The sequence below is a fragment of the Mesorhizobium shangrilense genome (genome assembly GCF_040537815.1).
Taxonomy (GTDB): domain Bacteria; phylum Pseudomonadota; class Alphaproteobacteria; order Rhizobiales; family Rhizobiaceae; genus Mesorhizobium; species Mesorhizobium shangrilense.
This window is the reverse complement of the sequence record NZ_JBEWSZ010000001.1, coordinates 1,675,069-1,700,002: the sequence shown is the minus strand read 5'-3', so window position 1 is coordinate 1,700,002 and position 24,934 is coordinate 1,675,069. Positions and strand designations below refer to the sequence as shown.

Below are 24,934 nucleotides of genomic sequence, written 5' to 3'. Positions count from 1 at the left end.
CGCTATTCGCCTTTGGCCAGGTATTTTTCCAGCCAGTGGATGTCATAGTCGCCATTGGCAATATCGGCATTGCCGACGAGATCGCGAAACAGCGGCAGCGTCGTCTTGATGCCGTCAACGACGAACTCATCCAGCGCCCTTCTCAGCCGCATCATGCACTCGACGCGGTTGCGACCGTGCACGATCAGCTTGCCGATCAGGCTGTCATAGTAGGGCGGAATCTTGTAGCCGGAATAGACACCGGAATCGACGCGGATACCCAGGCCACCCGGCGTGTGGAAATGCGTGATCGTGCCGGGCGAGGGCGTGAATGTGCGCGGATCCTCGGCGTTGATGCGGCACTCGATGGCATGGCCGTTGAACTTGATGTCTTCCTGCCTGACCGAAAGGCCGCCACCGGAGGCGACGCGGATCTGCTCGTGCACGAGGTCGATGCCGGTGATCGCTTCCGTCACCGGATGCTCGACCTGCAGGCGTGTATTCATCTCGATGAAGTAGAACTCGCCGTTCTCGTACAGGAACTCGATCGTGCCGGCGCCCGAATAGCCAAGGTCGGCAATCGCCTTGGCGCAGATGCCGCCGATACGGGCGCGTTCTTCCGCATTGAGTGCGGGCGAGGGAGCTTCTTCCCAGACCTTCTGGTGGCGGCGCTGCAACGAACAGTCGCGCTCGCCGAAATGCACGCCCTGGCCAAAGCCATCGCCGAACACTTGCACTTCGATGTGGCGTGGCTTTTCGAGATATTTCTCGATGTAGACGGCGTCGTCGCCGAACGCCGCGCCTGCTTCCGTACGCGCCGTCTGCAGCGCGACTTCAAGGTCAGCTTCGGTATGCGCGACCTTCATGCCGCGCCCGCCGCCGCCGGCTGACGCCTTGATGATCACCGGATAGCCGATTTCGGCGGCGATGCGCCTGGCTTCCTTCTCCTCGGTAACCGCGCCATCGGAGCCCGGCACCACGGGGATGCCGAGACGCTTGGCCGTGCGCTTGGCCTCGATCTTGTCGCCCATGATGCGTATATGATCGCCGGATGGACCGATGAAGGTGATGTTGTGCGCGGCAAGGATATCGGCGAACTTGGCATTCTCCGACAGGAAGCCGTAGCCGGGATGCACCGCATCGGCGCCGGTGATCTCGCAGGCCGCGACGATTTGATGGATGTTGAGGTAGCTGTCGCGGGACGGCGGCGGACCAATGCAGACGCTTTCGTCGGCAAGCCTGACATGCATGGCGTCGGCGTCGGCGGTCGAATGCACCACGACGGTCTGGATGCCGAGCTCCTTGCAAGCGCGCAGCACCCTGAGAGCGATTTCGCCGCGGTTGGCGATGAGGATTTTCTGAAACATCCGGCCTGCTCTATTCGATCACGACGAGAGGCATGCCGTACTCGACCGGCTGTGCGTCCTCGAACAGGATCGCCTTGACCGTGCCGGCGCGCGGCGAGGGTATCTGGTTCATCGTCTTCATCGCTTCGATGATCAGCAGCGTCTGGCCTTCCTTGACCTGCTGGCCGATCTCGATGAACGGCTTGGCGTCCGGCGACGGTGACAGATAGGCGGTTCCGACCATCGGCGAGGGCACCGCGTTCTTCGATACGTCGACCACCGCCGGGGCAGCGGCAGCGGTCGCCACAGGCTGTGCAGGCGCATAGGATGGCTGCGGGGCAGCGATCGCGTGGACGGCAGGTGCCTGCCGCGATACCCGCACCTTGAGGTCACCCAGTTCGACCTCGATCTCGGTGAGGTTGGTGTCGTTCAGGATGCCCGCCAGATCGCGGATCAGCTGCTGGTCAACACCGGTCTTCTTTATAGACATTTTCGAGCCTTCTGTTTGTTGGTCGGTCATAGGCGTGCGGCCAGCGCTTGCAGCGCCAACGTGTAGCCCAGCGGCCCGAACCCACAGATCATGCCGACCGCAACCGGCGCGACCATGGAGACGTGGCGGAATGATTCCCGCGCATGGATGTTGGAAAGATGGACTTCAGCGACAGGCAGAGGCGCAATGGCGCGGATGGCGTCGTGAATGGCGATGGAGGTATGGCTGTAGGCGCCTGGGTTGATGACGATGCCAGCGGCCTTGTCTCCGGCTTCCTGAATCCAGTCGACGAGGTCGCCCTCATGGTTCGACTGGCGGAAATCGATTTCGAGCCCAAGCGTTGCACCCGCTTCCCTGCAGTCGTCGGCGATAGCGGCAAGCGTCTTGCCGCCATAGATCCCCGGTTCGCGCTTGCCGAGCGCGTTGAGGTTGGGGCCATTCAGGACGAAAACCGTTTTCAAAAAATGCCGACCTTTCCCGTCGCCGGCGTCAAGCCGGCGCGCCGGACCCTCTATAATGGGCATAGACGCCTGCGAAAAGAGCGCAAGTACGTTCTTTCACTGTCCACAACAGGCGGAAATGTGGCCGTGAGGAAAAATTCGCAACCAATCAGAGTGCGGCTTTCGCCGCCTCGATCTTTTCCGCCAGCACTTCCTGTCCGAGCGCCCCGAACACCACCTCGTTGCCGACCACATAGGACGGCGTTCCGGTGATGGCCAGCTTGTTGGCGAGGTCGTAGGTTTTGGAGATGGCCTCGGGGATCGTCGGGTCCTTCATCTTCTCGCGCAGCGTGGCTTCGTCGGCGCCGAGCGAAAGCGCAACCTTTATCGCCGCGGCTTCAGTGGCGCGTCCCTGGCCACCGAGCAGTGCGCTGTGGAACGCGCCGTATTTCTCCGGCATCATCAGGTGAAAGGCCATCGAGACGACGCTCGCCTTCTGTGAATCCGGCCCGAGGATCGGGAATTCCTTCAGCACGAACCGCAAGTCCGGATCGGTCTTGGTCAGCGCCTTCATGTCGTCGATAGCGCGCTTGCAGAAGCCGCAATTGTAGTCATAGAACTCTACAATGGTGACCTTGCCATTGGGATTGCCAACGACGCCGTCGAAGCTGGAATTGAAGATCTGGTCCTTGGCGCTATTGATCACGCCGAGATGAGCGATGCGCTGCTCTTCTTTCTGCTTTGCCTCGAGCGCATCCTGGACTTCGAGAAGCACTTCCGGGTTCTTCAACAGATAGTCGCGGATAATACCCTCGACCTCGGTGCGGTCGATCTTGGTGTCAGCCGCTGCTGTCTGAACGGACTGCGTGGTGCCCGCCTTTGCCATCTGAGGATTTCCAGCCACGAAACCGACAGCCAGCATGGCGAGTGCTACCGCTGCTCCGGTGGTGCCCAGCAGAACTGCCTTGTTCATGATCGTCTATCCTTTTGCCTGTTCCGGTCCAGTTTGTCGTCGCGCATCGCCGGATGGTTCACTAGATTTTGCCTGGTGGCGTGTAGTTTATGATGTCCTGTGCACGGATCCAGCCTGGCTCGCCGCGCTTGAGGGTCTTCTGCGCTCGCATCGCGAAGATTTTAGCATCCTTGTAGTTGCCGGAATAGAAATGTCCTTCGGCGGTCGCAAGTTCGGCCGCCGAGACATTGCCAAGCTCGCCATAGGCCTGCGCCAGATAACGGTATCCGTCGGCGTTTTCCTTGTCGCGGCCGAGACCATTGTTGATCTGCGCCACCGCCTTCTTCAGGGAATCAGGCGTTCCGATGGCCATAAGCGCCTGACCATAGGAGACGGGCAGCAGTCCGGACCGCGCCGAGTCGAGACTGACCGCCTTGGCATAGGCTTCCGCGGCATCCTTCGGGTTGTTTGCCTTCATCAGGATGTCGCCGCGCAACTCCTGGAAATAGGGGTTCTTCGGTTGTGCCTTGATCAGGGCGTTGGTCTTAACCAGCGCTGCCCCCAGATTGCCGTAGAGGTAGGTCGCCTGCGCATCGCCATATTGCGCCGCCAGGCTGCCCGGCATCTTGCGTACCAGCCGCGACAGGGCGGCTTGACCTTCCATATAGACGGCGATCTTGACGCGCATCATGTCGTGCCGCTGCTGCAGCGCGGGCGGGTCGATCTTGTCGACATAGGGGCTCTGCTTCACCAGCACTTCGAGGTTGGCGATACGTTCCTGCGGCATCGGATGGCTGATCCGGTAGGGATCGATCTGCGTGCCCGACAACGAGAGCGCGCTCTGGAAGCGGGCGAATGTCTTCAACATGCCCATGCCGGATTGGCCGGTGGCGTTAAGGTAGGTGATCGCCGAACGGTCGGCCGTGACTTCTTCGCCGCGCTGATAGGCCAGAATGCTCCGCTGCGCCATTTCGCCACCGCCGGCAGCCACCCCCATGCCGGCGCCGGCAAGGCCCCGGTTGTTGGTGGTCGCGCCGGCGACGATCGCGCCGGCGCCAAGCAGCGTTGCGATGATGGCCATCGTCTTGGCGCGTTCGAGCTGTTCGCGCAGCTTCAGCTGATGGCCGCCAGCGATGTGGCCGGCCTCATGGGCGATGACGCCGATGATCTCGTTTGGCGTTTCGGCCGCCATCAGCGCGCCGGTGTTGATGAACATGCGGCGCCCGGTAACGAAAGCGTTGAAGCTCCTGTCGTTGACCAGCACGATATCGATGCCGTCATTGGCAAGGCCGGCCGCCTTGAAGATCGGCCGCGCATAGTCACGCACCAGCGCCTCGATCTCGGCATCGCGAATAACCGGCACATTTTGCGCAAAGGCATTGAGCGTGCCGGCCACCGCAACGGCGGCGGCAAGCGAAAGCGTCGCGAAGACGCGCGCTGCTTTGGCGATCGCTAATTTGGGTCGGCTCAACATGACAAGTCCACTGGTAGACGAGCGGGCGAAAGATGAAAAGTCGGCACCGAAAACTTACTGAACTTGTGATCCCCATATCAATCGGGCATTTGTGCGGCGTGGCTGCCCAACTTTGCACGGGCGGCCAGTGCGGCGCATGGTCAGGATTCTCCGGCCGCGATGCCTGAATGTAATGCGAATTCCGGGTTCGCCGGACTGGCAAGGATACGAGGTCAAATGGTTGTTTCGCTTTCGCGCCGCGGCGAGGTCGAGCCGTTCCATGCCATGGATATTCTGGCCGAGGCCAACCGGCTGAAGGCCACGGGCGTGCCGGTCATATCGATGGCTGTTGGCCAACCTTCGGACCCGGCGCCGGTACTGGTACGCGCGGCAGCCGCGAAGGCGCTTGAGGATGGCAGAATCGGCTATACCGACACACTCGGTCTCACGGTCCTGCGCAAGGCAATCGCCGAGCACTACGGCGACCATTACGGGCTTGATATCTCGCCTGGCCGGGTAGCCGTCACCACCGGATCATCGGCTGCCTTCAACCTGGCATTCCTCGCCATGTTTGATCTCGGCGACCGCGTCGCCATCGCCGCTCCCGGCTATCCCGCCTATCGCAACATCATGGCCGCGCTCGGCATCGACGTTGTCGAGATCGAACTCGATGGCGCCGCTTATCTTCATGCTGATCATCTGAGGACCGCACATCACGAAAAGCCGTTGAAGGGCGTCTTGTTCGCCAGCCCGGCCAACCCGACCGGCGCGGTGATTCCAGCCGATGAATTGTCGGCGCTTGTGCAGACGGCAAATGAACTGGGCATCGCCGTGATCTCCGACGAGATCTATCACCGGCTGGCCTATGCCGCGCCCGATACGACGGCGCTCGGCCATGGCGCGGATGTGACGGTGATAAACTCCTTCTCCAAGTATTATTGCATGACAGGCTGGCGGATCGGTTGGATGGTCCTTCCCGAAGAACTGGTACGGCCGGTCGAGCGCATCGCGCAGAGCCTTTACATCTCGCCTCCGGAACTGTCGCAGATCGCGGCGATCGAAGCCTTCAAGGCGACACGCGAACTGGAGGCCGTGAAGGCACGCTACGCGGGGAATCGTGAACTGCTGATGAAACGCCTGCCGGAACTCGGCTTCGCGCTGGCGGCGCCGATGGATGGCGCGTTCTATGCTTTCTGCGACGTCACCAGGCACACCAATGACAGTATGGCTTTCGCGCGAAGAATGCTGGCGGAGGCGCATGTCGCGGCGACGCCCGGACGCGACTTCGATCCGTTGCAAGGACATAGAACCATGCGCTTCTCCTATGCCGGTAGCCATGACGACATGGTCGAGGCTATGACGCGCATCGAGCGTTGGTTGAGGTAATCCATGCCGGAACTCGAACAGGCCTTGGCCGAGGTCGCCGTTGAAATGGCGGAGCGGACCGATCGCGGCGAGGTCGCCAGCTACATTCCGCAACTCGGCAAGGTCGATCCAAGGAAGTTCGGCATTGCCGCCGTCACCAATGACGGTCGCGTGTTCATGGCCGGCGATGCCGACCAGCCCTTCTCGATCCAGAGCATCTCGAAAGTCTTTACGCTGACGCTGGCGCTCGGCAATGTCGGCGACGCACTGTGGAAGCGGGTGGGGCGCGAACCATCGGGCAATCCGTTCAATTCGATTGTCCAGCTCGAGCACGAGAACGGCATTCCCCGCAATCCGTTTATCAATGCCGGCGCCATCGTCATTTCCGACATTCTGCTCGCGGGTCACCAGCCGCGCGAGGCGATTGGCGAGATCCTGCGCTTCATCCAGTTCCTGGCCGATGACGAGACGATCATCATCGACCGCGAAGTCGCCGCGTCCGAACGCGCCACCGGTTACCGCAACTTCGCGCTCGCGAATTACATGAAATCCTTTGGCAATCTCCATCACCAGCCCGATCTGGCGTTGGGCGTCTACTTCCATCATTGCGCCATCGCCATGAGTTGCCGGCAACTGGCCATGGCCGGCCGGTTTCTCGCCAATGGGGGCAAGAACCCAGCTACTGGACATTCGGTGGTCTCGGCAGAACGCGCGCGGCGCATTGGCGCCATGATGCTGACCTGCGGCCACTATGATGGCTCCGGCGATTTTGCCTTTCGCGTCGGCATTCCCGGCAAGAGCGGTGTCGGCGGTGGCATATTGGGGATCGTGCCGGGCGTGGCTTCGCTCGCCGTATGGTCGCCCGGCCTCAACGCCAACGGCAACTCCAAGCTGGGATCGATCGCGCTGGAGAGGCTGGCGAAGATGATGAACTGGTCGATCTTCGCGCCATAGAGACGGCTGTCGACCCACAGGCCCAAATAGGAAAATCCCGCGCCATCCTTTGATGGCGCGGGATTCTTTCTGTCAAACAATCAGTGCAAGCGATTGAAAGGCTTAGAAAAAGCCTTTCCGCTGCCACCAGCCGGCGCGCTTCGGCTTCTCTTCGGTCTTTTCGGCGGCCGGTTCGTCAACCGTCGACGACACCACCGGCACCACCGGAGCGTCGACCGCCGCTGGCTTGCGGCGCGAAGCGCGGGGCGCCTTTGCAGCGGACTCCTCGGCTGGCGTTGCCGGCGTTTCTTCCACCGCCGAAGCCGCGACCTCGACCGGCGTTTCGGGTGCAGTCTCGATCACAGGCGCCGGTTCTGCCACGACTTCCGCTGCTGCCTTCTTCGGCTTGGCGGCGCGGCGCGGCTTCTTCGGCTTCTCGGTGACCGGCGCGTCATCGTTGGCCGGCGCAAGCGCCACCGGCTCTTCAACGACGGGTACGGCGACCACCGCTTCGTTTGCGACTACCTCGATTTCGGAGACGGTGTCCACGGAGACATCGCCTTCCGAAGCCTCCGCCGTTTCACCAGTGTTGGCATCGGCATCGCCTTCGCCATCTTCGCGACGGTTGCGCTTGCCGCCGCGCTTTCCGCGCCGGCGTTTCTTGCCCTGACCGTCATCCGAGGCTTCCACGGCTTCAGTGACGCCCACCTGTGCCTCGTCGTCCGATTCCGCCTGTTCGATGCTCTCATCGCTTGCGGTATCGGAAACGCCATCCGTCGGCGCCGAAATGGATTCACCTTCCATCGGTGCCCCGTGCTCGCGGTCGCGATCCTTGCCACCACGACGCCTGCGACGCTTGCGGCGCTTGCGGTCGCGGCCTTCGCCATCCTCGCCGGATCTTGGCTGCTGCGGCTGCTGCGGCTGTTGAGTGTGGCGCGGCTGCTGCTCGGCCTGCGCCGGAGCCTCGTCTTCCTCCTCCTCGATGACGATTTCGTCCTCGGGCTCCTCCGGCTCGACATAGGCCGGAAGGCTGCGCGCCTCGACGAAGCCTTCCGGCTTCTCGGCAAGCGCGCCGCGGAAGATCGCGTAGTGCTGGGCCCCGACGCTGTCATCCGCTTCGACAGTAATGGTCAAGCCAAAGCGGCTTTCGAGTTCCACCAGCGTGCCGCGCTTGTGGTTGAGAACGTAGAGTGCGGTCGCTGCCGGCGTCCGCACTGTGATGTGGCTGCGTGAATCCTTGAGCAGGAATTCCTCGATCGCCCGCACCACCATGAGGGCTACGGAAGAATCAGACCGCACATGACCCGTGCCGCCGCAATGCGGGCACGGCTTCATGGTCGATTCCAGCACGCTGGCGCGAATGCGCTGGCGCGACATCTCCATCAGGCCGAAATGCGAGATACGGCCGACCTGGATGCGGGCACGGTCGTTCTTGAGGTGATCCTTCAGCCGCTTCTCGACGGAGCGGTTGTTGCGGTTCTCCTCCATGTCGATGAAGTCGATGACGATCAGGCCGGCAAGATCGCGTAGCCGGAGCTGACGGGCGACTTCCTCGGCCGCTTCCAGATTGGTGTGAAGTGCCGTGTCCTCGATCGAGTGTTCCTTGGTGGAACGGCCCGAATTAACGTCGATGGCGACCAGCGCTTCGGTCTGATTGATGATGATGTAGCCGCCGCTTTTCAGCGTCACCTGCGGCTGCAGCATGCGGTCAAGCTGCGCCTCGATGCCGTTGCGCACGAAGATCGGCGTCGTGTCGCGGAACGGCTGAACCACCTTGGCGTGGCTCGGCATCAGCATGCGCATGAAGTCCTTGGCCTCGCGATAGCCTTCCTCGCCGGAGACGAGAATCTCGTCGATATCCTTGTTGTAGAGGTCGCGCACCGAGCGCTTGATCAGGCTGCCTTCCTCATAGACGAGGGCTGGGGCGCTGGATTGAAGCGTGAGATTGCGCACGTTCTCCCACAGCCGCATCAGATATTCATAGTCCCGCTTGATCTCGGCCTTGGTGCGGCTTTCGCCGGCCGTGCGCAGGATGACGCCCATGCCCTGCGGCACTTCGAGGTCGGCAACGACTTCCTTCAGCCGCTTGCGGTCCTGCGCATTGGTGATCTTGCGCGAAATACCGCCGCCGCGCGCCGTGTTCGGCATCAGCACCGAATAGCGGCCGGCGAGCGACAGATAAGTGGTGAGCGCCGCACCCTTGTTGCCACGCTCTTCCTTGACGACCTGCACCAGCAGGATCTGCCTGCGCTTGATCACTTCCTGGATCTTGTACTGGCGGCGCACCGGCTTGCGGCGGTTGCGTACTTCTTCCAGCGCGTCCTCGGCGCCGACCGATTCGATCTCGTGGTCGTCCGGATGCGAGGACTGAACCTCCTCCAGCATGCCGCGATCATTGTCGGTGGAGGTGGCTTCGCCGTTCTGTTCCGAATGCGGGACGGCTTCGGAGATCACATCCGTGTCGACAGCCGCCGCGATGGACGTGGTTCCGTCTCCAGACTTCTCGGTCTCACCGCGATCGGCGGCATCGTCGTCATGTGTTGATGTCTCGGACGGGGTGTCCGCATTATCGGAAGCGGCGTGGGCCTCTTCCGAAATGGCCTCCTCGCCGGCGTCGTTGTTTTCGCCGTTTTCGTTGGAATCGGTGGCGCCCGCGTCGCGCTTGTGCTCGCCGCGCTCACGACTCTTGCCGCCACGGCGGCGTCCGCGCCGGCCGCGATCGCGGCTCTGGTGGTCTTCGCCGTCGCCGTCTTCGGCTTCCTCGTCTTCGGCTTCCTGCGCTTCAGCGCGCAGCAGGGCCTGACGATCCGCGACCGGGATCTGATAATAGTCAGGATGTATTTCACTGAAGGCGAGGAACCCGTGACGGTTGCCGCCATATTCGACAAAGGCTGCCTGGAGGGAGGGTTCGACGCGCGTTACGCGGGCGAGGTAGATGTTTCCTTTGAGCTGCTTCTTGTCTTGTGATTCAAAGTCGAATTCTTCGATACGGTTACCGCGAACGACGACAACTCGTGTTTCCTCCGGGTGGGAGGCGTCTATCAGCATTTTGTTGGGCATTATTTCGTTTCCCCCCGGCAGCCGTCAGCCTCAGCTTGCGGGGCAAAGCCCGCTGCTGTGGGTCTGGTTGATTCTGGGTGCCGGATAATTGAATGTCCGCCGGCCGCCGCTTGAGCGCCATGGCGGTGCCGCCCGCTGCCACAATGGCGCGGTTTGATGCGGACCTTTCCATGATTGCGCTTGAAGCCATCGTAACCAGCAGAACCTTTTGAACCAAAGCCCGGGAAAAACCGGACCAGCTTGTTTGCTCATACAGAGCCGGCACGGGACGATCCCGGCCGTTTTCCTCACGCAAGCGATTCCCCCGCCACGGGAGCACGCCTACGAAATTCGTCGCGATCACCTGAAGCCTTTTCGCGTGAAGCGAAAGGAGCCGCCTTTCATCTGACCTGTAGCAGTAAGCTGCGGAGGAGAGCGGTTCCAGGATTGCAGTGATCCACCATCGCTTTTATGATTTGGCGGGGTGGAAGGCAACCCCGATTTCCGATGCCGGCAAAAAGCAGTTCCGTAACGGAAGCCAGGCTTCGATCATGCGTGAAAAGGCTTGGTTAACCTTCTCTGGATACCAATCGTTAATCGAGTTCGCGGCGTAACCGGCACTTCGACGATACAGACCCGGCGCATGACGCCAAACCGGGAGCGACTGGAAAGAGATGGGACTGGCTGACTTCGCAGACAAGGGTCGTCGTGTCGGAGGCTACGTCTCGCGCATTATCTTTGCCTTGGTGGTGGTGTCGTTGTGGCTGGCCTTCTCGGCTGTTTCGCAGGCGGCCGATGCACCGCTGAAAGCGACTGGATACAAGATGGCGGGCGATGCCACCAAGATGCGCATCGTCATGAATTTCGACCGGGAGCCCAATCCGAAATGGTTCCTGCTGCGCGGTCCGAACCGCCTGGTCGTCGATCTCCAGAACACGAAATTCGCTCTCGACGCCAAGGATCTGAAGGCGCGCGGCCTGGTCAAGGCTGTCCGTCTTGGTGATCTGGGTGAGGGCGTGTCGCGGTTGATCCTGACCGGCAAGGGGCCGTTTGCTGTCGACAAGCTCGATGTGCTCAAGAATGATGATGGCAGCGGCTATCGGCTGGCCATCGAAATGTCGGCGGCATCCGAGCGAGAGTTCGACGAAGCCCTGGCCAATCAGACGTTGACCACCGGCTCGACCGTGTCGGCCGACAAGGGCGAGAGGGTCGGAAAAGGCCCGACGACCACCGCGGGCCATCGCTTCACTGTCGTCATCGATCCCGGCCATGGTGGTGTCGACGGCGGCGCTGAAGGGCTTAACGGTACGATCGAAAAGAACGTCACGCTGGCCTTCGCCACCGAGTTGCGCGACAAGCTCGCCGCGACCGGTAACTACAATGTGTTCATGACACGGGACACGGACGAGTTTCTTCGGTTGGACGACCGCGTCCGCATTGCCCGTCAGCACGAAGCCGACCTGCTGATTTCGATCCATGCCGACACCATCAGCGTCAAGGGTATTCGCGGCGCCACCGTCTACACCGTATCCGACAAGGCGTCCGATCCGCAGGCGCAGGCGCTCGCCGATCGCGAGAACCTGTCGGATCAGTTCGCCGGGATGGAGATCAAGGACGACAACAAGGAGGTGACGGATATCCTGATCGACCTGATCCGTCGCGAGACCCACAGTTTTTCGATGAGTTTTGCCCACACGCTGGTCGGCCAGCTTTCGACCAGCGTCGGGCTGATCAACAACCCGCAGCGTTCCGCGGGCTTCAGGGTGTTGAAAGCGCCGGACGTTCCCTCGGTTCTGGTCGAGCTCGGATACCTGTCCAACGCAAAGGACGAAGCCCAGTTGCTGGATGCCGACTGGAGAGGCAAGGCGGCACAGAGCATAACCAATGCCGTCGCCTTGTTTGCCGCGGCGAAGGCCGAAAATAGAGCTGGAGGGTGAGATGCCCGGCGCTGCCCACAACCACAGGCAGCGTTGTACGGCGACAACACCTGTTGCTTTTATTTTCGGCATTCCGGACCGAAATTGGCGATTGCCGTATTTTGTCCACATGGTCGCGACATGGGTTTTCCATTACGGATTGGGACCGTCTGGAAAGCTTGCGCGAAAGGCGGCTTCGTTTAGGAAAATCCCGAACCAAGGACTGGAGCGGGCATGATTCGTCTTATTGGCTATTTCTTCGGCATCGGCACGACGCTGGCCCTTTTGGTCGCGGCGGGCTTGGCGCTGTATATCAGCCATCTGTCGAAGGATCTGCCTGACTACGAGGTTCTGGCCAAGTACGAGCCGCCGGTGACGACGCGCATCCACGCATCGGATGGATCGCTGATGGCCGAATACGCACGCGAGCGGCGCCTGTATCTGCCGATCCAGGCCATTCCGGATCGCGTCAAGGCAGCGTTCATGTCCGCCGAAGACAAGAATTTCTACAATCATCCCGGCATTGACATTACCGGTCTTGGCCGCGCCGTTATCGTCAACCTGCAGAATTTCGGCTCTGGCCGGCGGCAGGTTGGCGCTTCGACGATCACCCAGCAGGTGGCGAAGAACTTCCTGCTGTCGTCGGATCAGACCTATGAGCGCAAGATCAAGGAGATGATCCTGGCCTTCCGTATCGAGCAGGCCTATTCGAAGGATCGCATTCTCGAACTCTATCTCAATGAAATCTTCTTCGGCTTCGGCGCCTATGGTGTCGCGGGTGCCGCACTCACCTATTTCGACAAGTCGGTAAATGAGTTGACCGTCGCGGAGGCCGCCTATCTGGCCTCGCTGCCGAAAGGCCCCGCTAACTACAACCCCTTCAAGCATGCCGACCGTGCGCTCGAACGCCGCAATTGGGTCATCGACCAGATGGTCGCGAATGGCTATGTCGCGCATGACGAAGGCGAGAAGGCCAAGGCCTCTCCGCTTGGCGTTACGCCTCGCCGCACTGGCACATATCTGTTCGCCGGCGAGTATTTCACCGAGGAGGTGCGCCGCCAGATCATCTCGCGCTACGGCGAGAATGCGCTTTACGAAGGCGGACTTTCCGTCCGTACGACGCTTGATCCAAAGATCCAGATCATTGCCCGCAAGTCGATGCAGAACGGGTTGCTAAAATACGATACGTTGCGTGGTTATCGCGGGCCGGTGACGAAGATTGATGTTTCCAGTGACTGGGGCGTGCCGCTGGGCAACGTGAAGGGATTGGAGGACGTGCCGGAATGGTCGCTCGCCGTGGTGCTGGAGAGCTCCGCGACCGGCCTGTCCATCGGCCTTCAACCGACCCGGCAGGCCTCCGGCGAGATCGTCAAGGAACGCGTCACAGGCACGGTCAGCAAGGACGACATGGGGTTTGCCATGCGCCATGTGGTCGACGGCAAGACCGTCAAGGCCAAGTCGCCGGCGGAGGTGCTGAAGCCGGGCGACGTCATCTTCGTGCAGAAGAACGATGGCGCCGACGGTATCTACAGCCTGCGCCAGATTCCGGAAGTGGAAGGTGGCCTGATCGCCATGGATCCGCATACCGGTCGTGTGCTGGCGATGGTCGGCGGCTTCTCCTATGCTCAGTCGGAATTCAACCGCGCCACCCAGGCCATGCGTCAGCCTGGCTCGTCGTTCAAGCCGATCGTCTATTCGGCCGCGCTCGACAATGGCTATACGCCAGCTTCGGTGATCATGGATGGACCGATCACCATCCAGAGCGGCAACACGACGTGGACGCCGAAGAACTATGACGGCACGGTGGCTGGTCCGGCGACCTTGCGGTCCGGTATCGAAAAATCGCGCAACCTGATGACGGTGCGGCTCGCCAACGACATGGGCATGAAGCTTGTCGTCGAATATGCCGAACGTTTCGGCGTCTACGATCATCTGGCGCCCTATTTGCCGATGGCGCTGGGCTCCGGCGAGACGACCGTCATGCGCATGGTGTCGGCCTATTCGATCATGGCCAATGGCGGCAAATCGATCAAACCGTCGCTGATCGATCGTATCCAGGACCGTTACGGCAAGACCGTGTTCAAGCAGGACGAACGCGGCTGCGAAGGCTGCAACGCGACCGAATGGCATAACCAGCCCGAGCCGGAACTCGTCGACAATTCCGAGCAGGTGCTCGACCCGATGACTGCCTACCAGATCACCTCGATGATGGAAGGCGTGGTGCAGCGCGGTACCGGCGCCACGATCGGCGAACTCGGCCGTCATATTGCCGGCAAGACCGGAACGACCAACGACGAGAAGGACGCCTGGTTCATCGGCTACACGCCGAACCTCGTTGTCGGGCTCTACATGGGCTATGACACGCCGCGTGGCCTCGGCCATGGCGCCACCGGCGGTGGTCTCGCCGCCCCGATCTTCAAGGACTTCATGCGCGTGGCGCTCGACGGCACACCCAATGTAGACTTCCAGGTTCCCGACGGCATGAAGCTGATCGCCATCAACCACAAGACCGGCATGCGTGCGACCGCGGGCGACCCCGGCACCATCATCGAAGCCTTCAAGCCGGGTACTGGACCCGCCGACAGCTATTGGGTTATCGGCATGGGCGCCGATGGCTCCAATGCGACGGGTGGCGCGCTGTCACCCCAGGCCAATCAGGCCATCCAGGACGGCGGCGGCGGCCTTTATTGACCTGAAATGCGTTTCGATGGGCCGGCGCCAGCCGGCCCATTTCGCTTTACAGGCGCCGGTGCCATGCCTATGTATCGCGCCGATCAAGGCATCATTCTCCAACAGGACAGAACAGCAGCCCATGCGCGCGGAAACGCAGAATATTGTCGACGAAATCAGGCAGGCGATAACCCTGCTGAGGAGGCATCTTTGACTGGGATCAGGCCATAAAGCGGCTTGAATACCTCAATGTCCGTGCCGAGGATGCTAGCCTCTGGAACGAGCCGCAGGAGGCGCAGAAGCTGATGCGCGAACGCCAGGGCCTCGAAGATGGCATCGCGGCGGTCAAGGGCTTCACCCAGGCGCTGGAAGACAATATCGGCCTGATCGAGCTTGGCGAGGAAGAAGGCGACGAGGGTATCGTAGCGGAGGCGGAAGCCGCGATCCGTTCGATGCGTGGCGAAGCAAAAGCCCGCCAGATCGAGACCCTGCTGTCGGGCGAGGCCGACGCCAACGATACCTATCTCGAAGTCCACGCCGGCGCCGGCGGCACGGAGAGCCAGGACTGGGCCTCGATGCTGCTGCGTATGTACACGCGCTGGGCCGAGCGCCGCCGCTTCAAGGTCGAGGTGCTGGAAGTGCATGACGGCGAAGAAGCCGGGATCAAGTCCGCCACGCTGCTGATCAAGGGCCACAATGCCTACGGCTGGCTGAAGACCGAGTCCGGTGTCCATCGTCTTGTGCGCATTTCGCCCTATGACAGCAATGCGCGCCGGCACACGTCCTTCGCCAGCATCTGGGTCTATCCGGTCATCGACGACACGATCGAAATCGATGTGTCCGAATCGGACGTGCGCATCGATACCTATCGTTCGTCAGGCTCCGGCGGCCAGCACGTCAACACCACCGATTCGGCCGTTCGCATAACCCATCTTGCCACCGGCATCGCGGTGGCTTGCCAGGCTGAGCGCTCGCAGCACAAGAACAAGGCCAAGGCCTGGGAAATGCTGCGCTCTCGGCTCTACGAAGAAGAGCTGAAGAAGCGCGAGGCGGTGGCGAATGCCACGGAGGCGTCGAAGAGCGATATCGGCTGGGGCCACCAGATACGGTCCTACGTTTTGCAACCCTATCAGCTGGTGAAGGATCTGCGGACGGGCGTCGAGAGCACCAGCCCATCGAGCGTGCTCGACGGCGACCTCGATGACTTCATGGAAGCCTCGTTGTCGCAGCGCATCGAGGGCGGCGCCGGCGAAGCCGTGGCCGATCTGGACTAGGGACTGTCAAGCTCAGGGGGCTTGGCTTGAGCTGAGCCCCCATGCACCCTCTCAAGCCGAGCTTCGGGGAGGATCAGCCGGTGGCGAAGCTGCAAACAACAACCGGCCGCAAGCTTGCCGGCAAATGCCTGTGCGGCGCGGTCCGCTACGCAGTGGCTGACGAGTTCGTCTATGCCGCCAATTGCCATTGCTCGAATCGCCGGCGCTCGACCGGTTCGGCCTTCAAGCCATTTGCCGGCATCGAACGCGCCAAGCTCGACCTCACCGATGGCGGTCGCGATCTCATGATCTTTGGCGACGAAAGCGCCAACCACGATACCCACTGCAAGCTGTGCGGATCGCTGCTCTATTCGGTTGTGCGTGAGGGTGCTTTCGCTCACGTTACCATGGGAACGCTCGTCGACGGTCCGACAATCCGGCCGACCATGCACATCTTTGTCGGCTCCAAGGCGCCGTGGTTCACAATCACCGACGATCTCCCTCAGTTTGAAGAACACGCAACATAGGCTGATCCATTCACAGGCAAGCGTGGTGACCGCGATCTCTTGCGTCGACTCATCAATCGGCTCACCATGCGGGTGAGGGCAAAAGCATTTATGGCCGGGCGCGGCATATCTGCGAGCTGACGATCTGGCCACTGGGAAGACACGTTCCGGGAACGGGCAAGCGAAACGCTTGAAACTCGTTTGAAAGGAACGTGTCATGTCTGCTGCCACAATTCGACCGGCCAAAGCCGTTCAACCGGCTGGCCGACGCCTGTTTTTCCTGCTCGCAATGGGCGCGATCGCACTGCTCACGCCAACTGCCTCCGCGCATGACGCAAAGCCAACCGCCGCGATGCCACAAGGCTGGAGTTATCCGTTCGCCTGCTGTGCGAACTACGATTGCCACGAAGTGCCGCAGACATCGATCAGCGAGCGCCCCGACGGCTATGTCATCAAGGATACGGGAGAGGTGGTTGCCTACAGTGACAAGCGGGTCAAGAATTCGCCCGACGGCGAATTTCACTGGTGTGCGCATCAAGCCGGGCTTGATGCCGGCAAGACCATCTGCCTGTTCGTGCCGCCGTCTTCCTTCTAAGGCATGTTGCCCAAAAGTGACCTCGGCTTTGGGAGAACGACATGCATGAAAACAAAAGATCTAAAGCGCGTCGCATGAATCCGTTTCGACGCGACGCGCCTTAGACGAGGCGCGCTACCGGCTTGCAGTGCGCCCACTGAGCGTAATGGACGCCCTGACCGGGCATGAACCTATGGGTTTTGGATCATGCGCGAACGCGGTGAGCGAACAGAGTTTGCTGACAGACAGTTGTCAGGAGCACCTCTTTATGTTGCCCTTGCCCACCGGCGGCGGGCAATTGTGAGGAACCCGATCATGATCATCAAGGCAAGTTGCCACTGCAGGGCGACCACATTCGAGGTTTCGCAAGCGCCGCAGACCGTCACGCAATGCACATGCTCCTTCTGTTCGAAGCGCGGCTCCTTGTGGGCCTACTACACGCCGTCGCAGTTCAAGCTCACCAGCCCGCCCAAGAATGTCTCCTTCTATCAATGGGGTTCGAGAGCCGTAAAACACGGTTTTTGCGCCACCTGCGGCTGCGGCACCTTCACCGAAACACCGGACTGGTCGACAGGAGAGGCGGATTTTGACAATCCGAAGATCAGCGTGAATTCGCGCCTGCTGGACGATTTCGATCTCGACAAGGTCGAAGTCGTCGTCATCGACGGCAGGAATCTCTGGTAGCCGCTTCAGACGGATTGACGTCGATCGGGCCGCAAATGGATTTCCGGTCGGGGAAGCCACGGCTGTTGCTTTTCCCGTTCCGTTTTTCGCCGTATTTCATGTTACAAGGCGTTGGAAGGGCTGATTTGGCGCGTCGCAAGCGACCGCGTTTTGAGAGGGACGATCCTATGAAAAAGACTGTGCTCGCCGTTGTGGCGACGGCTGTACTTGTGAGCGCTTGCACCACCACCGACCCGTACACCGGAGATCAGAAGATCTCCAACACCGCTGCCGGCGCCGGCCTTGGCGCGCTAGCGGGTGCGAGCCTTGGCCTGCTCGCTGGCGGCAATGATCGCCGTAATGCGCTGATTGGCGCGGGCATCGGCGCGCTCGCCGGCGGCGCCATCGGCGCCACCATGGACCAGAACGAAGCCGAACTGCGCAGGCAACTTCAGGGCACTGGCGTCAGCGTCACCCGCAGTGGCGACCAGATCATCCTGAACATGCCGTCCGACATTACCTTCAACGTCGACCAAGACGCTGTGAAGCCGGGCTTCTATCAGACGCTGAACTCCGTCGCCCTGGTTTTGAAGAAGTTCCGCCAGACCACCGTTGACGTTTTCGGCCATACGGATTCGACCGGTGGCGACCAGCATAATTTCGACCTGTCGCAGCGCCGCGCCTTGGCGGTCGCCAACTATCTGTCCGGTCAGGGCGTCGATCAGCGCCGCTTCGCTGTCACCGGCTTTGGCAAGACTCGCCCGGTTGCGTCCAATGCCACCGCCGAAGGCCGCGCGCAGAATCGCCGCGTCGAGATCCAGCTGTCGCCGCTTACCTGAGCAGGGCGGCATCCAATACAAAACGGCCCCGAGAGGGGCCGTTTTCGTTTGGCTGCTGAAAACCTGACCGCGCTCAGACCTTGGCGACAATCCGCATGAAGGCTGGCATGTCGTCGCCGAAGCCGACAGTGCCGTCATTGTCTTCCTGACGGTGGCGGGCAGGGCGGTTGTTGTCACGCTGCGGCCTGGTGTCGCCACGCTCCGGCGCGCGTTGTTCGTTACGATCCGACGAAACCTTCCGTTCGGTATTCTCCGAGCGGATCGATTCCTTGCGCGCGCGCCGCTCGCCGATGTCCGCGACGGCGGCTTCGGCGACGACCGGTTGCTCGTCACGGACAGCCTCCGGGGCCACCTCTTCGCTGCGCTTGGCGTGACGGTCGCGTGGCTTGCGTTCGCCTCTGTCCTTGCTGTCGTCCTTTCGGCCGGCGCGACGCGGCGCGCCTTTGCCACGACGCGGGGCTTCATCTTCGCCCTCGCTTGCCACCACCGTGGACAAGTCGCCGTCATGCCACTCGATCTTGGTGCCGATCAGCCGCTCGATGGCGTCGATGTATTTCGTGTCCGACTTGGTCGCGATGGTGAAGGACTTGCCCGAACGTCCGGCTCGGCCTGTGCGGCCGATGCGGTGGACGTAATCCTCGGCATGGATCGGCACGTCGTAGTTGAAGACATGGCTGACGTCTGGGATGTCGAGGCCGCGCGCGGCGACGTCCGAGGCAACCAGATAGCGAAGCTTGCCGTCGCGGAAATTGGCCAGCATCTGCATGCGCGCGCGCTGGTCCATGTCCCCATGCAGCGCGCCCGCGTCGAAATCATATTTCAGCAGCGAGCGGAACAGTTCCGACACTTCGATCTTGCGGTTGCAGAAGATGATCGCATTCTTCAGTTCCGCGTCTTCCGCCCTGATCAGGTTGCGCAGCGTCTCGCGCTTGTCCCAAGGCTTCGAACCGGATTTGACCAGCCGTTGTGTAATATTGGTGGCGGCGGACGCGGCTTTCGAAACCTCGACGCGCACCGGCGCGTGCAGGAATTTCTCGGTGAGCTTTGTGATTTCCGGCGGCATCGTCGCCGAGAAGAACAAGGTCTGCCTTGTGAACGGGATCATCTCGCAGATGCGCTCGATATCGGGAATGAAGCCCATGTCGAGCATGCGGTCGGCTTCGTCGATGACAAGGATCTCGACGCCGTTGAGCAAGAGCTTGCCGCGTTCGCGGTGGTCAAGCAGGCGACCGGGCGTCGCGATCAGCACGTCGGCACCGCGCTCCAGCTTCTTGTCCTGCTCGTCGAAGGACACGCCGCCGATCAGCAGGGCGATGTTGAGCTTATGGTTCTTGCCGTATTTGACGAAGTTCTCTTCGACCTGGGCGGCAAGCTCGCGCGTCGGCTCGAGGATCAGCGTGCGCGGCATGCGTGCGCGGGCACGGCCCTTTTCCAGCCGGGTGAGCATCGGCAGCACGAACGAGGCTGTCTTGCCGGTTCCGGTCTGGGCGATGCCCAGCACATCCTTGCCGAGCAGCGCATGCGGTATGGCGCCAGCCTGGATCGGCGTCGGCTCGGTGTAGCCGGCATCGGTGACTGCGGAAAGGACCTTCGGCGATAGGCCGAGGTCTGCGAAGGTCAACGCTTCTTGAGCGGTCGTGGTGTCTGAGGACAAGTGTTGTTGTCTTTGGCTGGTTCGGGGAAGCGCAACGGCATCCGTCGCGGCAAGCGCCACGCGCCTGCAAGATTGGTATTGCGAATAGGCGCAAGCCCGCGATTTGTCAACAGAAACGGGCAGGATTGGCACGATTGTGAAATCGTAACCTTAATCGCAATGCATAACACATATGCCTTTCGCTATGCCGGCTCAATAGCGGAACTGCTCGGCAAGAATGCGCTCGTTCCACGAATGGTTGGGGTCGAACAGCAGCGTAGCCGTCGCCATAGGCGATTCCCGCACCGTTACCGAGGTCACGGCCTTGACCTCCGTGTGATCGGCGGCGGCATTTACCGGCCGCTTTTCCGGCTCCAGAATGTCAAAGCGCACGGTCGCCTTGTTGGAAAGCAAGGCACCACGCCAACGGCGCGGACGAAACGGGCTGACCGGGGTGAGTGCCAGCAATGGCGCATCGAGCGGCAGGATCGGCCCGTGCGCCGAAAGGTTGTAGGCAGTGGAGCCGGCGGGCGTCGCGATCATGACGCCGTCGCAGCTCAGCTCCTCAAGCCGCACCTGCTCGTCCACCGTGATGCGGATCTTTGCCGTCTGGTATGATTGGCGCCACAGCGCGACCTCGTTGATCGCCAGCGCCGAGATCGTTTCGCCCTCGGATGTCACCGCCAGCATCTCCAATGGACGGATCGTTTCGGCGACGGCGGCCGCGATACGCTCCGCCAAGCCGCCGCTGCGATATTCGTTCATGAGGAAGCCGATGGTGCCACGGTTCATGCCGTAGACCTTCTTGTCAGTGCCCATCGTGTCGCGCAAGGTCTGCAACAGAAAGCCGTCGCCTCCCAACGCGACGATGACGCCGGCCTCCTCGACGGACGTCTCGCCGTAGCGCGCCGACAGGCTTTCCCGCGCTGCCTTGGCATCGGCTGTATCGGACGAGACGAAGGCGAAACGGCTGGCGGCTTTGCTCATGGCTCCCGGATGGCGACCGGTTGCCTGGGTCGCGCCAGCGCCGGGTTAACATGGGCGAGGCACGTCTGCAAAGGGAGACGCTGTCCTGTGACGCACGGTAAAGACGCCGGCGGATGATGGACTTGCCGCTCGCGCTTCATGTCGCTGCATTAGCGAATGTGATGACTGTGATGGTTAAGGTGGAGCTTAAGCACTCGTAAAGCCGCATCGATCATGTTAGCCGATAGTGGATGGGTAGCGTGGGGCCTAGCCAGTCGAGGCCGATCTATTGCCGGTGACACGTCTGATCATCGTTTTCCTGATGTTGGGAAGCTTTGCGCTCGTCTTTTCGGCGCTGGTGCGCCAGTCTGAACAGATGAGCTTCAGGCCTCAGCCAACTGCCTCGCGCTGCGGCGACGCAGTTGGGACGCCATGCCCGCAACGGGCACTGTAAGCTGGCAAAATACAACTGATCACCATGGGGATGCAGGCCGGCCGCGCCGGATCAAGGGTTTTGATCGAGCCGCTAGCGCGCCATGCCGACGTTGTCCGGTCCAGCGGGCCATGCTCGGCAAAATCCGACTTGCGCATTGCAATCACAGTGCGTCCCGGCGTAGATGAACTCACTTTGCAGACAGAATTCATGGCGGGCGAAACGCCTATCTTGCGTTCAAAAGGCATCGGCTCGCGTTGAATGGCCGATATCGAGAGGAAGGCTTCTATGCGCAGCGTGTTGATTTCGGGTGGCTGCGGGTTCCTCGGCTCACATTTGATCGACCGCCTGTTGCTGAGGACCGATCTGGAAAGACTGGTTGTCGTCGACAATCTCTGGACCGGATTGCTGCGGAATATCGCGCATATCGATGATCCTCGCCTTGGCCTGGAAATTCAGGACGCCGAAAGCTTCGTGTCGCGGCATCGCTTCGACGAGATCATACATCTGGCATCGCCAGCGTCGCCCGTGTGGTACATGCGTGAACCGGCACGCACCATCAGGGCCAACATTGGCGGGGCGCTCAATCTTTTGTCTGCGCTCAAGCCAGGCGGCCGTTTTTGCTTTGCTTCAACCTCGGAGGTCTACGGCGATCCCCTGGTCTCTCCACAACCCGAGAGCTACAGGGGCTCCGTGGATTGCACCGGCCCCAGGTCGTCATATGATGAAAGCAAGCGCTGCACGGAAGCGCTGCTGTTCGAACAGCAGCGCGTCAGCGACCTCGACATTCGTGTCGTGCGGCTGTTCAACACATATGGGCCGCGCACCCGCATCGACGACGGTCGCGCCGTATCGAATTTCATCTGCCAGGCGCTGACAACCGGGATCGTGACTGTCCACGGCAATGGCTCGCAATCGCGCAGCTGGGGTTATGTGGACGACATTGTCACAGGACTGGAGCGGTTCTTCTGGCGCGACCCCATTGATCATCGGGGGCCGCTCAACATCGGCAACAATTGCGAGATTTCAGTCCTGGAGATTGCGGAGTTCGTTTGCTCGCTCGTTCCAGGCAGCCGCATCGAGCACCATCCGCCGTTTCCGCAGGACCCGACCAACCGCTGCCCGGACCTGACTTCGGCCGAGCGGGTCCTTCCGGGTTGGGAAGCGAAAACAGGCTATCGGGATGGCATCAGGCTGACCCTCGAATGGTTTCGAGAGCAGATCGCAACCACGGCGTCCGCTCCAGGGGGTTACGCCAAGGGCGCTGTAGCGCTTTGAGTTTAAGCTTTGATCAGAGCAGGCTTTGTCAGGTCGCTCGGGAAAGAGAAGCCTGGCTCCCCTCGAAGTAAGGTTCGAATACGGTCTCGAAGGCCTTGAGGGCGGCGCCTATGGCCTGATGCATGTCCAGGTACCGATAGGTCCCCAGCCGCCCACCGAGATGAAGGTTCCGTTCCTGGCTGGCACGTGCCAGATAATTTCGGTAGATCGCCTGGTCGTTGTGCGTATCTATTGGATAGTATGGCTCGTCAGCACGGCGCGCAAAACGTGAGTATTCCCTGCCGATGAGTGTCTTGTCGACATGGTGCGGTCGCTCCGGGTTGAAATGGCGAAACTCGGTCACCCGTGTATAAGGCACGGCTTCCTCGGCATAGTTCATGATTGCCGTGCCCTGATAGTCCGGGATGTCCATGACCTCGAGTTCGATATCGATGGTCCGCCACCCGAGATCTCTCTCCGAGTAGTCGAAATAGCGGTCGACCGGACTGGTGTAGACCACCGGCAGGTCCTTTGGCAGCAGGTTCTTGATGTCGAAGAAGTCGACGCCGAGCTTCATCTCGATGAGCTCGTGGCTGAGCATCTTTTCGAAGACAGCCGTATAGCCGTTGAGCGGCTGGCCCTGGAAGCGATCGTTGAAGTAGCCATCCTCGAAAGTGTAGCGAACGGGCAGGCGTTCAATGATCCGCGCAGGCAGTTCATGCGGATCGGTCTGCCACTGCTTGGCGGAATAGCCCTTGATGAAGGCTTCGTATAACGGGCGCCCCACCAGAGAGATCGCCTTCTCTTCGAGATTGGCGGGTGGTCGCTCGCCAAGTTCCGACGCCTGTTCGGCAATCATGGTGCGAGCTTCGTCGGGGCTCAATTGACGTCCGAAGAACTGGCAGATCGTGGCCAGGTTGATCGGCAATGAGTAGGTTTTGCCGCCAAAAGTCGAAAAGCCGCGATGGCGGTAAGAGTTGAACCCGGTGAACCGGTGGAGGTAGTCCCAGACCGCTGCGTTCGAAGTGTGGGAGATATGAGGCCCATAGCGGTGTATTTCGACGCCCGTCACGGGGTCGAGTTCGGTGTACGCGTTGCCACCGATATGAGGGCGACGGTCGATCACCAGCACCCGCCGTCCGAGCTTCGTGGCGATGCGCTCAGCCAGCGTTGCGCCGTAGAATCCCGCGCCGACGATCAGGACTTCGGCACCCCTCAGCATGTTGTTGCCCATTGCTGAATCCGCGGCGGCCATGCCGATCCTTCAAGGAATCGAATGATAGCGGTTGGAATTCCCCGAAGCCATATTGCGACTTCAGTTTGTGACATTTCACGCCGGGGGACGTGATGGAACCGGGAAAGGCTGGCTGCACTCACTATGCGTCGTTGCTTCCGGTCGATGTCCCGCCCTGCAACAGACCCGCTTTTCAAAACGGCCGGTTGTTCGCTACGTGACAGGTCGACGCTATGGGGTCTTCAGCAGATGGCAGCCGGCTTGCCGCTTCTGCGCCAGATATTCATCGACAAGCTGGCGGTAGCGCACCTTGCCGAAGCTCGGAAAATGGCCGCCATGCACGACCGAGACATCGAGGTCGCGCATGCGCAGCAATGTTGCGATGTAGTCGTCGATGTCAGAGTGATAGACATCGTCGATCAGAGGGCCGTCGTAGATGATGTCGCCGGAAAGCAGGATGCCGGTTTTCTTCTCGTGGAGCGCGATGCCGCCCGGCGAATGGCCGGGTGTATGGATGACCTCGAAGGCACGATCGCCGAGATCGACGACATCGCCATGCGCGAGCATCCGGCCGGCGGGTGCGGGCCGGATGCTGTAGCGCGCCGTGTCCCATCCTTGCGGCGTGCCGTCGAACATCTCGTCGGTCGCGTAGGTGCCGGCGGCCGTCCATTCGTTGCGCGGGTCGGCTAGGATTTCTGCCTCGGCCGAGTGTACGCATCGATCCGGAAATTCATGGTGGCAGCCGATATGGTCGAAATGCGTGTGGCTGGCGACGCAGGTGAGTTTTCGCTCCGTCACCAACTGCACGTGGCGCTTGAGGCTGAAATGGCCGAGGCCGGTATCGAACAGAAGATCACGATCGCGGCCACGTACATGCCACATGTTGCAGCGGAAGAACGGCTTGATCCATGGCTCGTGGATCAGCGTGATGCCGTCGCTCATGCGGATGGTCTCGTACCAATTGGGAGCGTCGATGACCGGAAGCGTGCCCAT

General features: G+C 61.1%; 20 protein-coding genes. 10 read left to right on the top strand and 10 right to left on the bottom strand.

Annotated features, from left to right (window positions below):
* Positions 1 to 2: 2 nt before the first annotated feature.
* From accC to ABVQ20_RS08530, 5 genes are all read right to left on the bottom strand, one after another.
* A complete protein-coding gene (gene accC / locus ABVQ20_RS08550) occupies positions 3 to 1,346 on the bottom strand; it encodes an acetyl-CoA carboxylase biotin carboxylase subunit (protein ID WP_354459077.1) in 1,344 nt (447 codons plus the stop codon).
* Between the two features lie 10 nt (positions 1,347 to 1,356).
* Positions 1,357 to 1,815 (bottom strand): acetyl-CoA carboxylase biotin carboxyl carrier protein, encoded by a 459-nt coding sequence (gene accB, locus ABVQ20_RS08545; RefSeq protein WP_354459076.1) that lies wholly within the window; start codon positions 1,813 to 1,815, stop codon positions 1,357 to 1,359.
* Positions 1,816 to 1,841: 26 nt separating this feature from the next.
* On the bottom strand, positions 1,842 to 2,276 hold the full coding sequence (gene aroQ, locus ABVQ20_RS08540) for a type II 3-dehydroquinate dehydratase (RefSeq protein ID WP_354459075.1): 435 nt from the start codon (positions 2,274 to 2,276) through the stop codon (positions 1,842 to 1,844).
* A 148-nt stretch (positions 2,277 to 2,424) separates the two neighbouring features.
* Positions 2,425 to 3,228: a DsbA family protein gene (locus tag ABVQ20_RS08535; protein WP_354459074.1), complete on the bottom strand. Its 804-nt coding sequence runs from the start codon at positions 3,226 to 3,228 to the stop codon at positions 2,425 to 2,427.
* Between the two features lie 61 nt (positions 3,229 to 3,289).
* Complete coding sequence (locus tag ABVQ20_RS08530) at positions 3,290 to 4,681, bottom strand: M48 family metalloprotease (RefSeq protein WP_354459073.1); 1,392 nt, start codon at positions 4,679 to 4,681, stop codon at positions 3,290 to 3,292.
* 216 nt (positions 4,682 to 4,897) lie between these two features.
* Between ABVQ20_RS08530 and ABVQ20_RS08525 the strand changes: the two genes are divergently transcribed.
* The gene (locus tag ABVQ20_RS08525; protein ID WP_354459072.1) at positions 4,898 to 6,046 is read left to right on the top strand and encodes a pyridoxal phosphate-dependent aminotransferase; all 1,149 of its coding nucleotides are present in this window, start codon (positions 4,898 to 4,900) and stop codon (positions 6,044 to 6,046) included.
* A 3-nt stretch (positions 6,047 to 6,049) separates the two neighbouring features.
* Positions 6,050 to 6,979, top strand: coding sequence for a glutaminase (locus ABVQ20_RS08520; RefSeq protein ID WP_354459071.1), 930 nt, complete (start codon positions 6,050 to 6,052; stop codon positions 6,977 to 6,979).
* Positions 6,980 to 7,081: 102 nt separating this feature from the next.
* On the opposite strand, the gene ABVQ20_RS08515 is transcribed toward ABVQ20_RS08520, so the two are convergent.
* Entirely contained in the window at positions 7,082 to 10,018 is a 2,937-nt protein-coding gene (locus tag ABVQ20_RS08515; RefSeq protein WP_354459070.1) for an Rne/Rng family ribonuclease, read from the bottom strand.
* 653 nt (positions 10,019 to 10,671) lie between these two features.
* Here ABVQ20_RS08515 and ABVQ20_RS08510 point away from each other — a divergent pair.
* From ABVQ20_RS08510 to ABVQ20_RS08480, 7 genes are all read left to right on the top strand, one after another.
* Positions 10,672 to 11,934 (top strand): N-acetylmuramoyl-L-alanine amidase, encoded by a 1,263-nt coding sequence (locus ABVQ20_RS08510; RefSeq protein WP_354459069.1) that lies wholly within the window; start codon positions 10,672 to 10,674, stop codon positions 11,932 to 11,934.
* Between the two features lie 213 nt (positions 11,935 to 12,147).
* A complete protein-coding gene (locus ABVQ20_RS08505; protein WP_354459068.1) occupies positions 12,148 to 14,604 on the top strand; it encodes a penicillin-binding protein 1A in 2,457 nt (818 codons plus the stop codon).
* A 121-nt stretch (positions 14,605 to 14,725) separates the two neighbouring features.
* Positions 14,726 to 15,857 (top strand): peptide chain release factor 2 gene (gene prfB / locus ABVQ20_RS08500; RefSeq protein ID WP_354459067.1). Its coding sequence is split into 2 segments (ribosomal slippage): positions 14,726 to 14,791 and positions 14,793 to 15,857, totalling 1,131 coding nucleotides; the frame shifts between segments, so codons are not numbered across the junction.
* A gap of 89 nt (positions 15,858 to 15,946) precedes the next feature.
* Complete coding sequence (locus ABVQ20_RS08495) at positions 15,947 to 16,363, top strand: GFA family protein (RefSeq protein ID WP_435528412.1); 417 nt, start codon at positions 15,947 to 15,949, stop codon at positions 16,361 to 16,363.
* Positions 16,364 to 16,559: 196 nt separating this feature from the next.
* Entirely contained in the window at positions 16,560 to 16,937 is a 378-nt protein-coding gene (locus ABVQ20_RS08490; protein ID WP_354459065.1) for a hypothetical protein, read from the top strand.
* Between the two features lie 294 nt (positions 16,938 to 17,231).
* Positions 17,232 to 17,600, top strand: a complete 369-nt coding sequence (locus ABVQ20_RS08485) for a GFA family protein (RefSeq protein WP_354459064.1) — start codon at positions 17,232 to 17,234, stop codon at positions 17,598 to 17,600.
* A 167-nt stretch (positions 17,601 to 17,767) separates the two neighbouring features.
* Entirely contained in the window at positions 17,768 to 18,418 is a 651-nt protein-coding gene (locus tag ABVQ20_RS08480) for a YiaD family glycine zipper/OmpA-like lipoprotein (RefSeq protein WP_354459063.1), read from the top strand.
* Between the two features lie 73 nt (positions 18,419 to 18,491).
* On the opposite strand, the gene ABVQ20_RS08475 is transcribed toward ABVQ20_RS08480, so the two are convergent.
* Complete coding sequence (locus ABVQ20_RS08475; protein ID WP_354459062.1) at positions 18,492 to 20,072, bottom strand: DEAD/DEAH box helicase; 1,581 nt, start codon at positions 20,070 to 20,072, stop codon at positions 18,492 to 18,494.
* A 192-nt stretch (positions 20,073 to 20,264) separates the two neighbouring features.
* Entirely contained in the window at positions 20,265 to 21,038 is a 774-nt protein-coding gene (locus ABVQ20_RS08470) for an NAD kinase (protein WP_354459061.1), read from the bottom strand.
* A 700-nt stretch (positions 21,039 to 21,738) separates the two neighbouring features.
* Between ABVQ20_RS08470 and ABVQ20_RS08465 the strand changes: the two genes are divergently transcribed.
* Positions 21,739 to 22,728 (top strand): NAD-dependent epimerase/dehydratase family protein, encoded by a 990-nt coding sequence (locus ABVQ20_RS08465; protein ID WP_354459060.1) that lies wholly within the window; start codon positions 21,739 to 21,741, stop codon positions 22,726 to 22,728.
* Between the two features lie 28 nt (positions 22,729 to 22,756).
* On the opposite strand, the gene glf is transcribed toward ABVQ20_RS08465, so the two are convergent.
* A complete protein-coding gene (gene glf / locus ABVQ20_RS08460; protein WP_354459059.1) occupies positions 22,757 to 23,962 on the bottom strand; it encodes a UDP-galactopyranose mutase in 1,206 nt (401 codons plus the stop codon).
* 210 nt (positions 23,963 to 24,172) lie between these two features.
* Positions 24,173 to 24,934, bottom strand: coding sequence for an MBL fold metallo-hydrolase (locus tag ABVQ20_RS08455; RefSeq protein WP_354459058.1), 762 nt, complete (start codon positions 24,932 to 24,934; stop codon positions 24,173 to 24,175).

Bases quoted from the DNA above. Each gene is read 5' to 3' on its own strand.
- ABVQ20_RS08530 (WP_354459073.1), bottom strand. From the start codon at position 4,681: ATGTTGAGCCGACCCAAATTAGCGATCGCCAAAGCAGCGCGCGTCTTC.
- accB (WP_354459076.1), bottom strand. From the start codon at position 1,815: ATGTCTATAAAGAAGACCGGTGTTGACCAGCAGCTGATCCGCGATCTG.
- ABVQ20_RS08465 (WP_354459060.1), top strand. From the start codon at position 21,739: ATGCGCAGCGTGTTGATTTCGGGTGGCTGCGGGTTCCTCGGCTCACAT.
- ABVQ20_RS08470 (WP_354459061.1), bottom strand. From the start codon at position 21,038: ATGAGCAAAGCCGCCAGCCGTTTCGCCTTCGTCTCGTCCGATACAGCC.
- ABVQ20_RS08510 (WP_354459069.1), top strand. From the start codon at position 10,672: ATGGGACTGGCTGACTTCGCAGACAAGGGTCGTCGTGTCGGAGGCTAC.
- ABVQ20_RS08490 (WP_354459065.1), top strand. From the start codon at position 16,560: ATGTCTGCTGCCACAATTCGACCGGCCAAAGCCGTTCAACCGGCTGGC.
- ABVQ20_RS08520 (WP_354459071.1), top strand. From the start codon at position 6,050: ATGCCGGAACTCGAACAGGCCTTGGCCGAGGTCGCCGTTGAAATGGCG.
- ABVQ20_RS08515 (WP_354459070.1), bottom strand. From the start codon at position 10,018: ATGCCCAACAAAATGCTGATAGACGCCTCCCACCCGGAGGAAACACGA.
- ABVQ20_RS08480 (WP_354459063.1), top strand. From the start codon at position 17,768: ATGAAAAAGACTGTGCTCGCCGTTGTGGCGACGGCTGTACTTGTGAGC.
- ABVQ20_RS08525 (WP_354459072.1), top strand. From the start codon at position 4,898: ATGGTTGTTTCGCTTTCGCGCCGCGGCGAGGTCGAGCCGTTCCATGCC.
- ABVQ20_RS08535 (WP_354459074.1), bottom strand. From the start codon at position 3,228: ATGAACAAGGCAGTTCTGCTGGGCACCACCGGAGCAGCGGTAGCACTC.
- accC (WP_354459077.1), bottom strand. From the start codon at position 1,346: ATGTTTCAGAAAATCCTCATCGCCAACCGCGGCGAAATCGCTCTCAGG.
- ABVQ20_RS08455 (WP_354459058.1), bottom strand. From the start codon at position 24,934: ATGGGCACGCTTCCGGTCATCGACGCTCCCAATTGGTACGAGACCATC.
- ABVQ20_RS08485 (WP_354459064.1), top strand. From the start codon at position 17,232: ATGATCATCAAGGCAAGTTGCCACTGCAGGGCGACCACATTCGAGGTT.
- glf (WP_354459059.1), bottom strand. From the start codon at position 23,962: ATGGCCGCCGCGGATTCAGCAATGGGCAACAACATGCTGAGGGGTGCC.
- ABVQ20_RS08505 (WP_354459068.1), top strand. From the start codon at position 12,148: ATGATTCGTCTTATTGGCTATTTCTTCGGCATCGGCACGACGCTGGCC.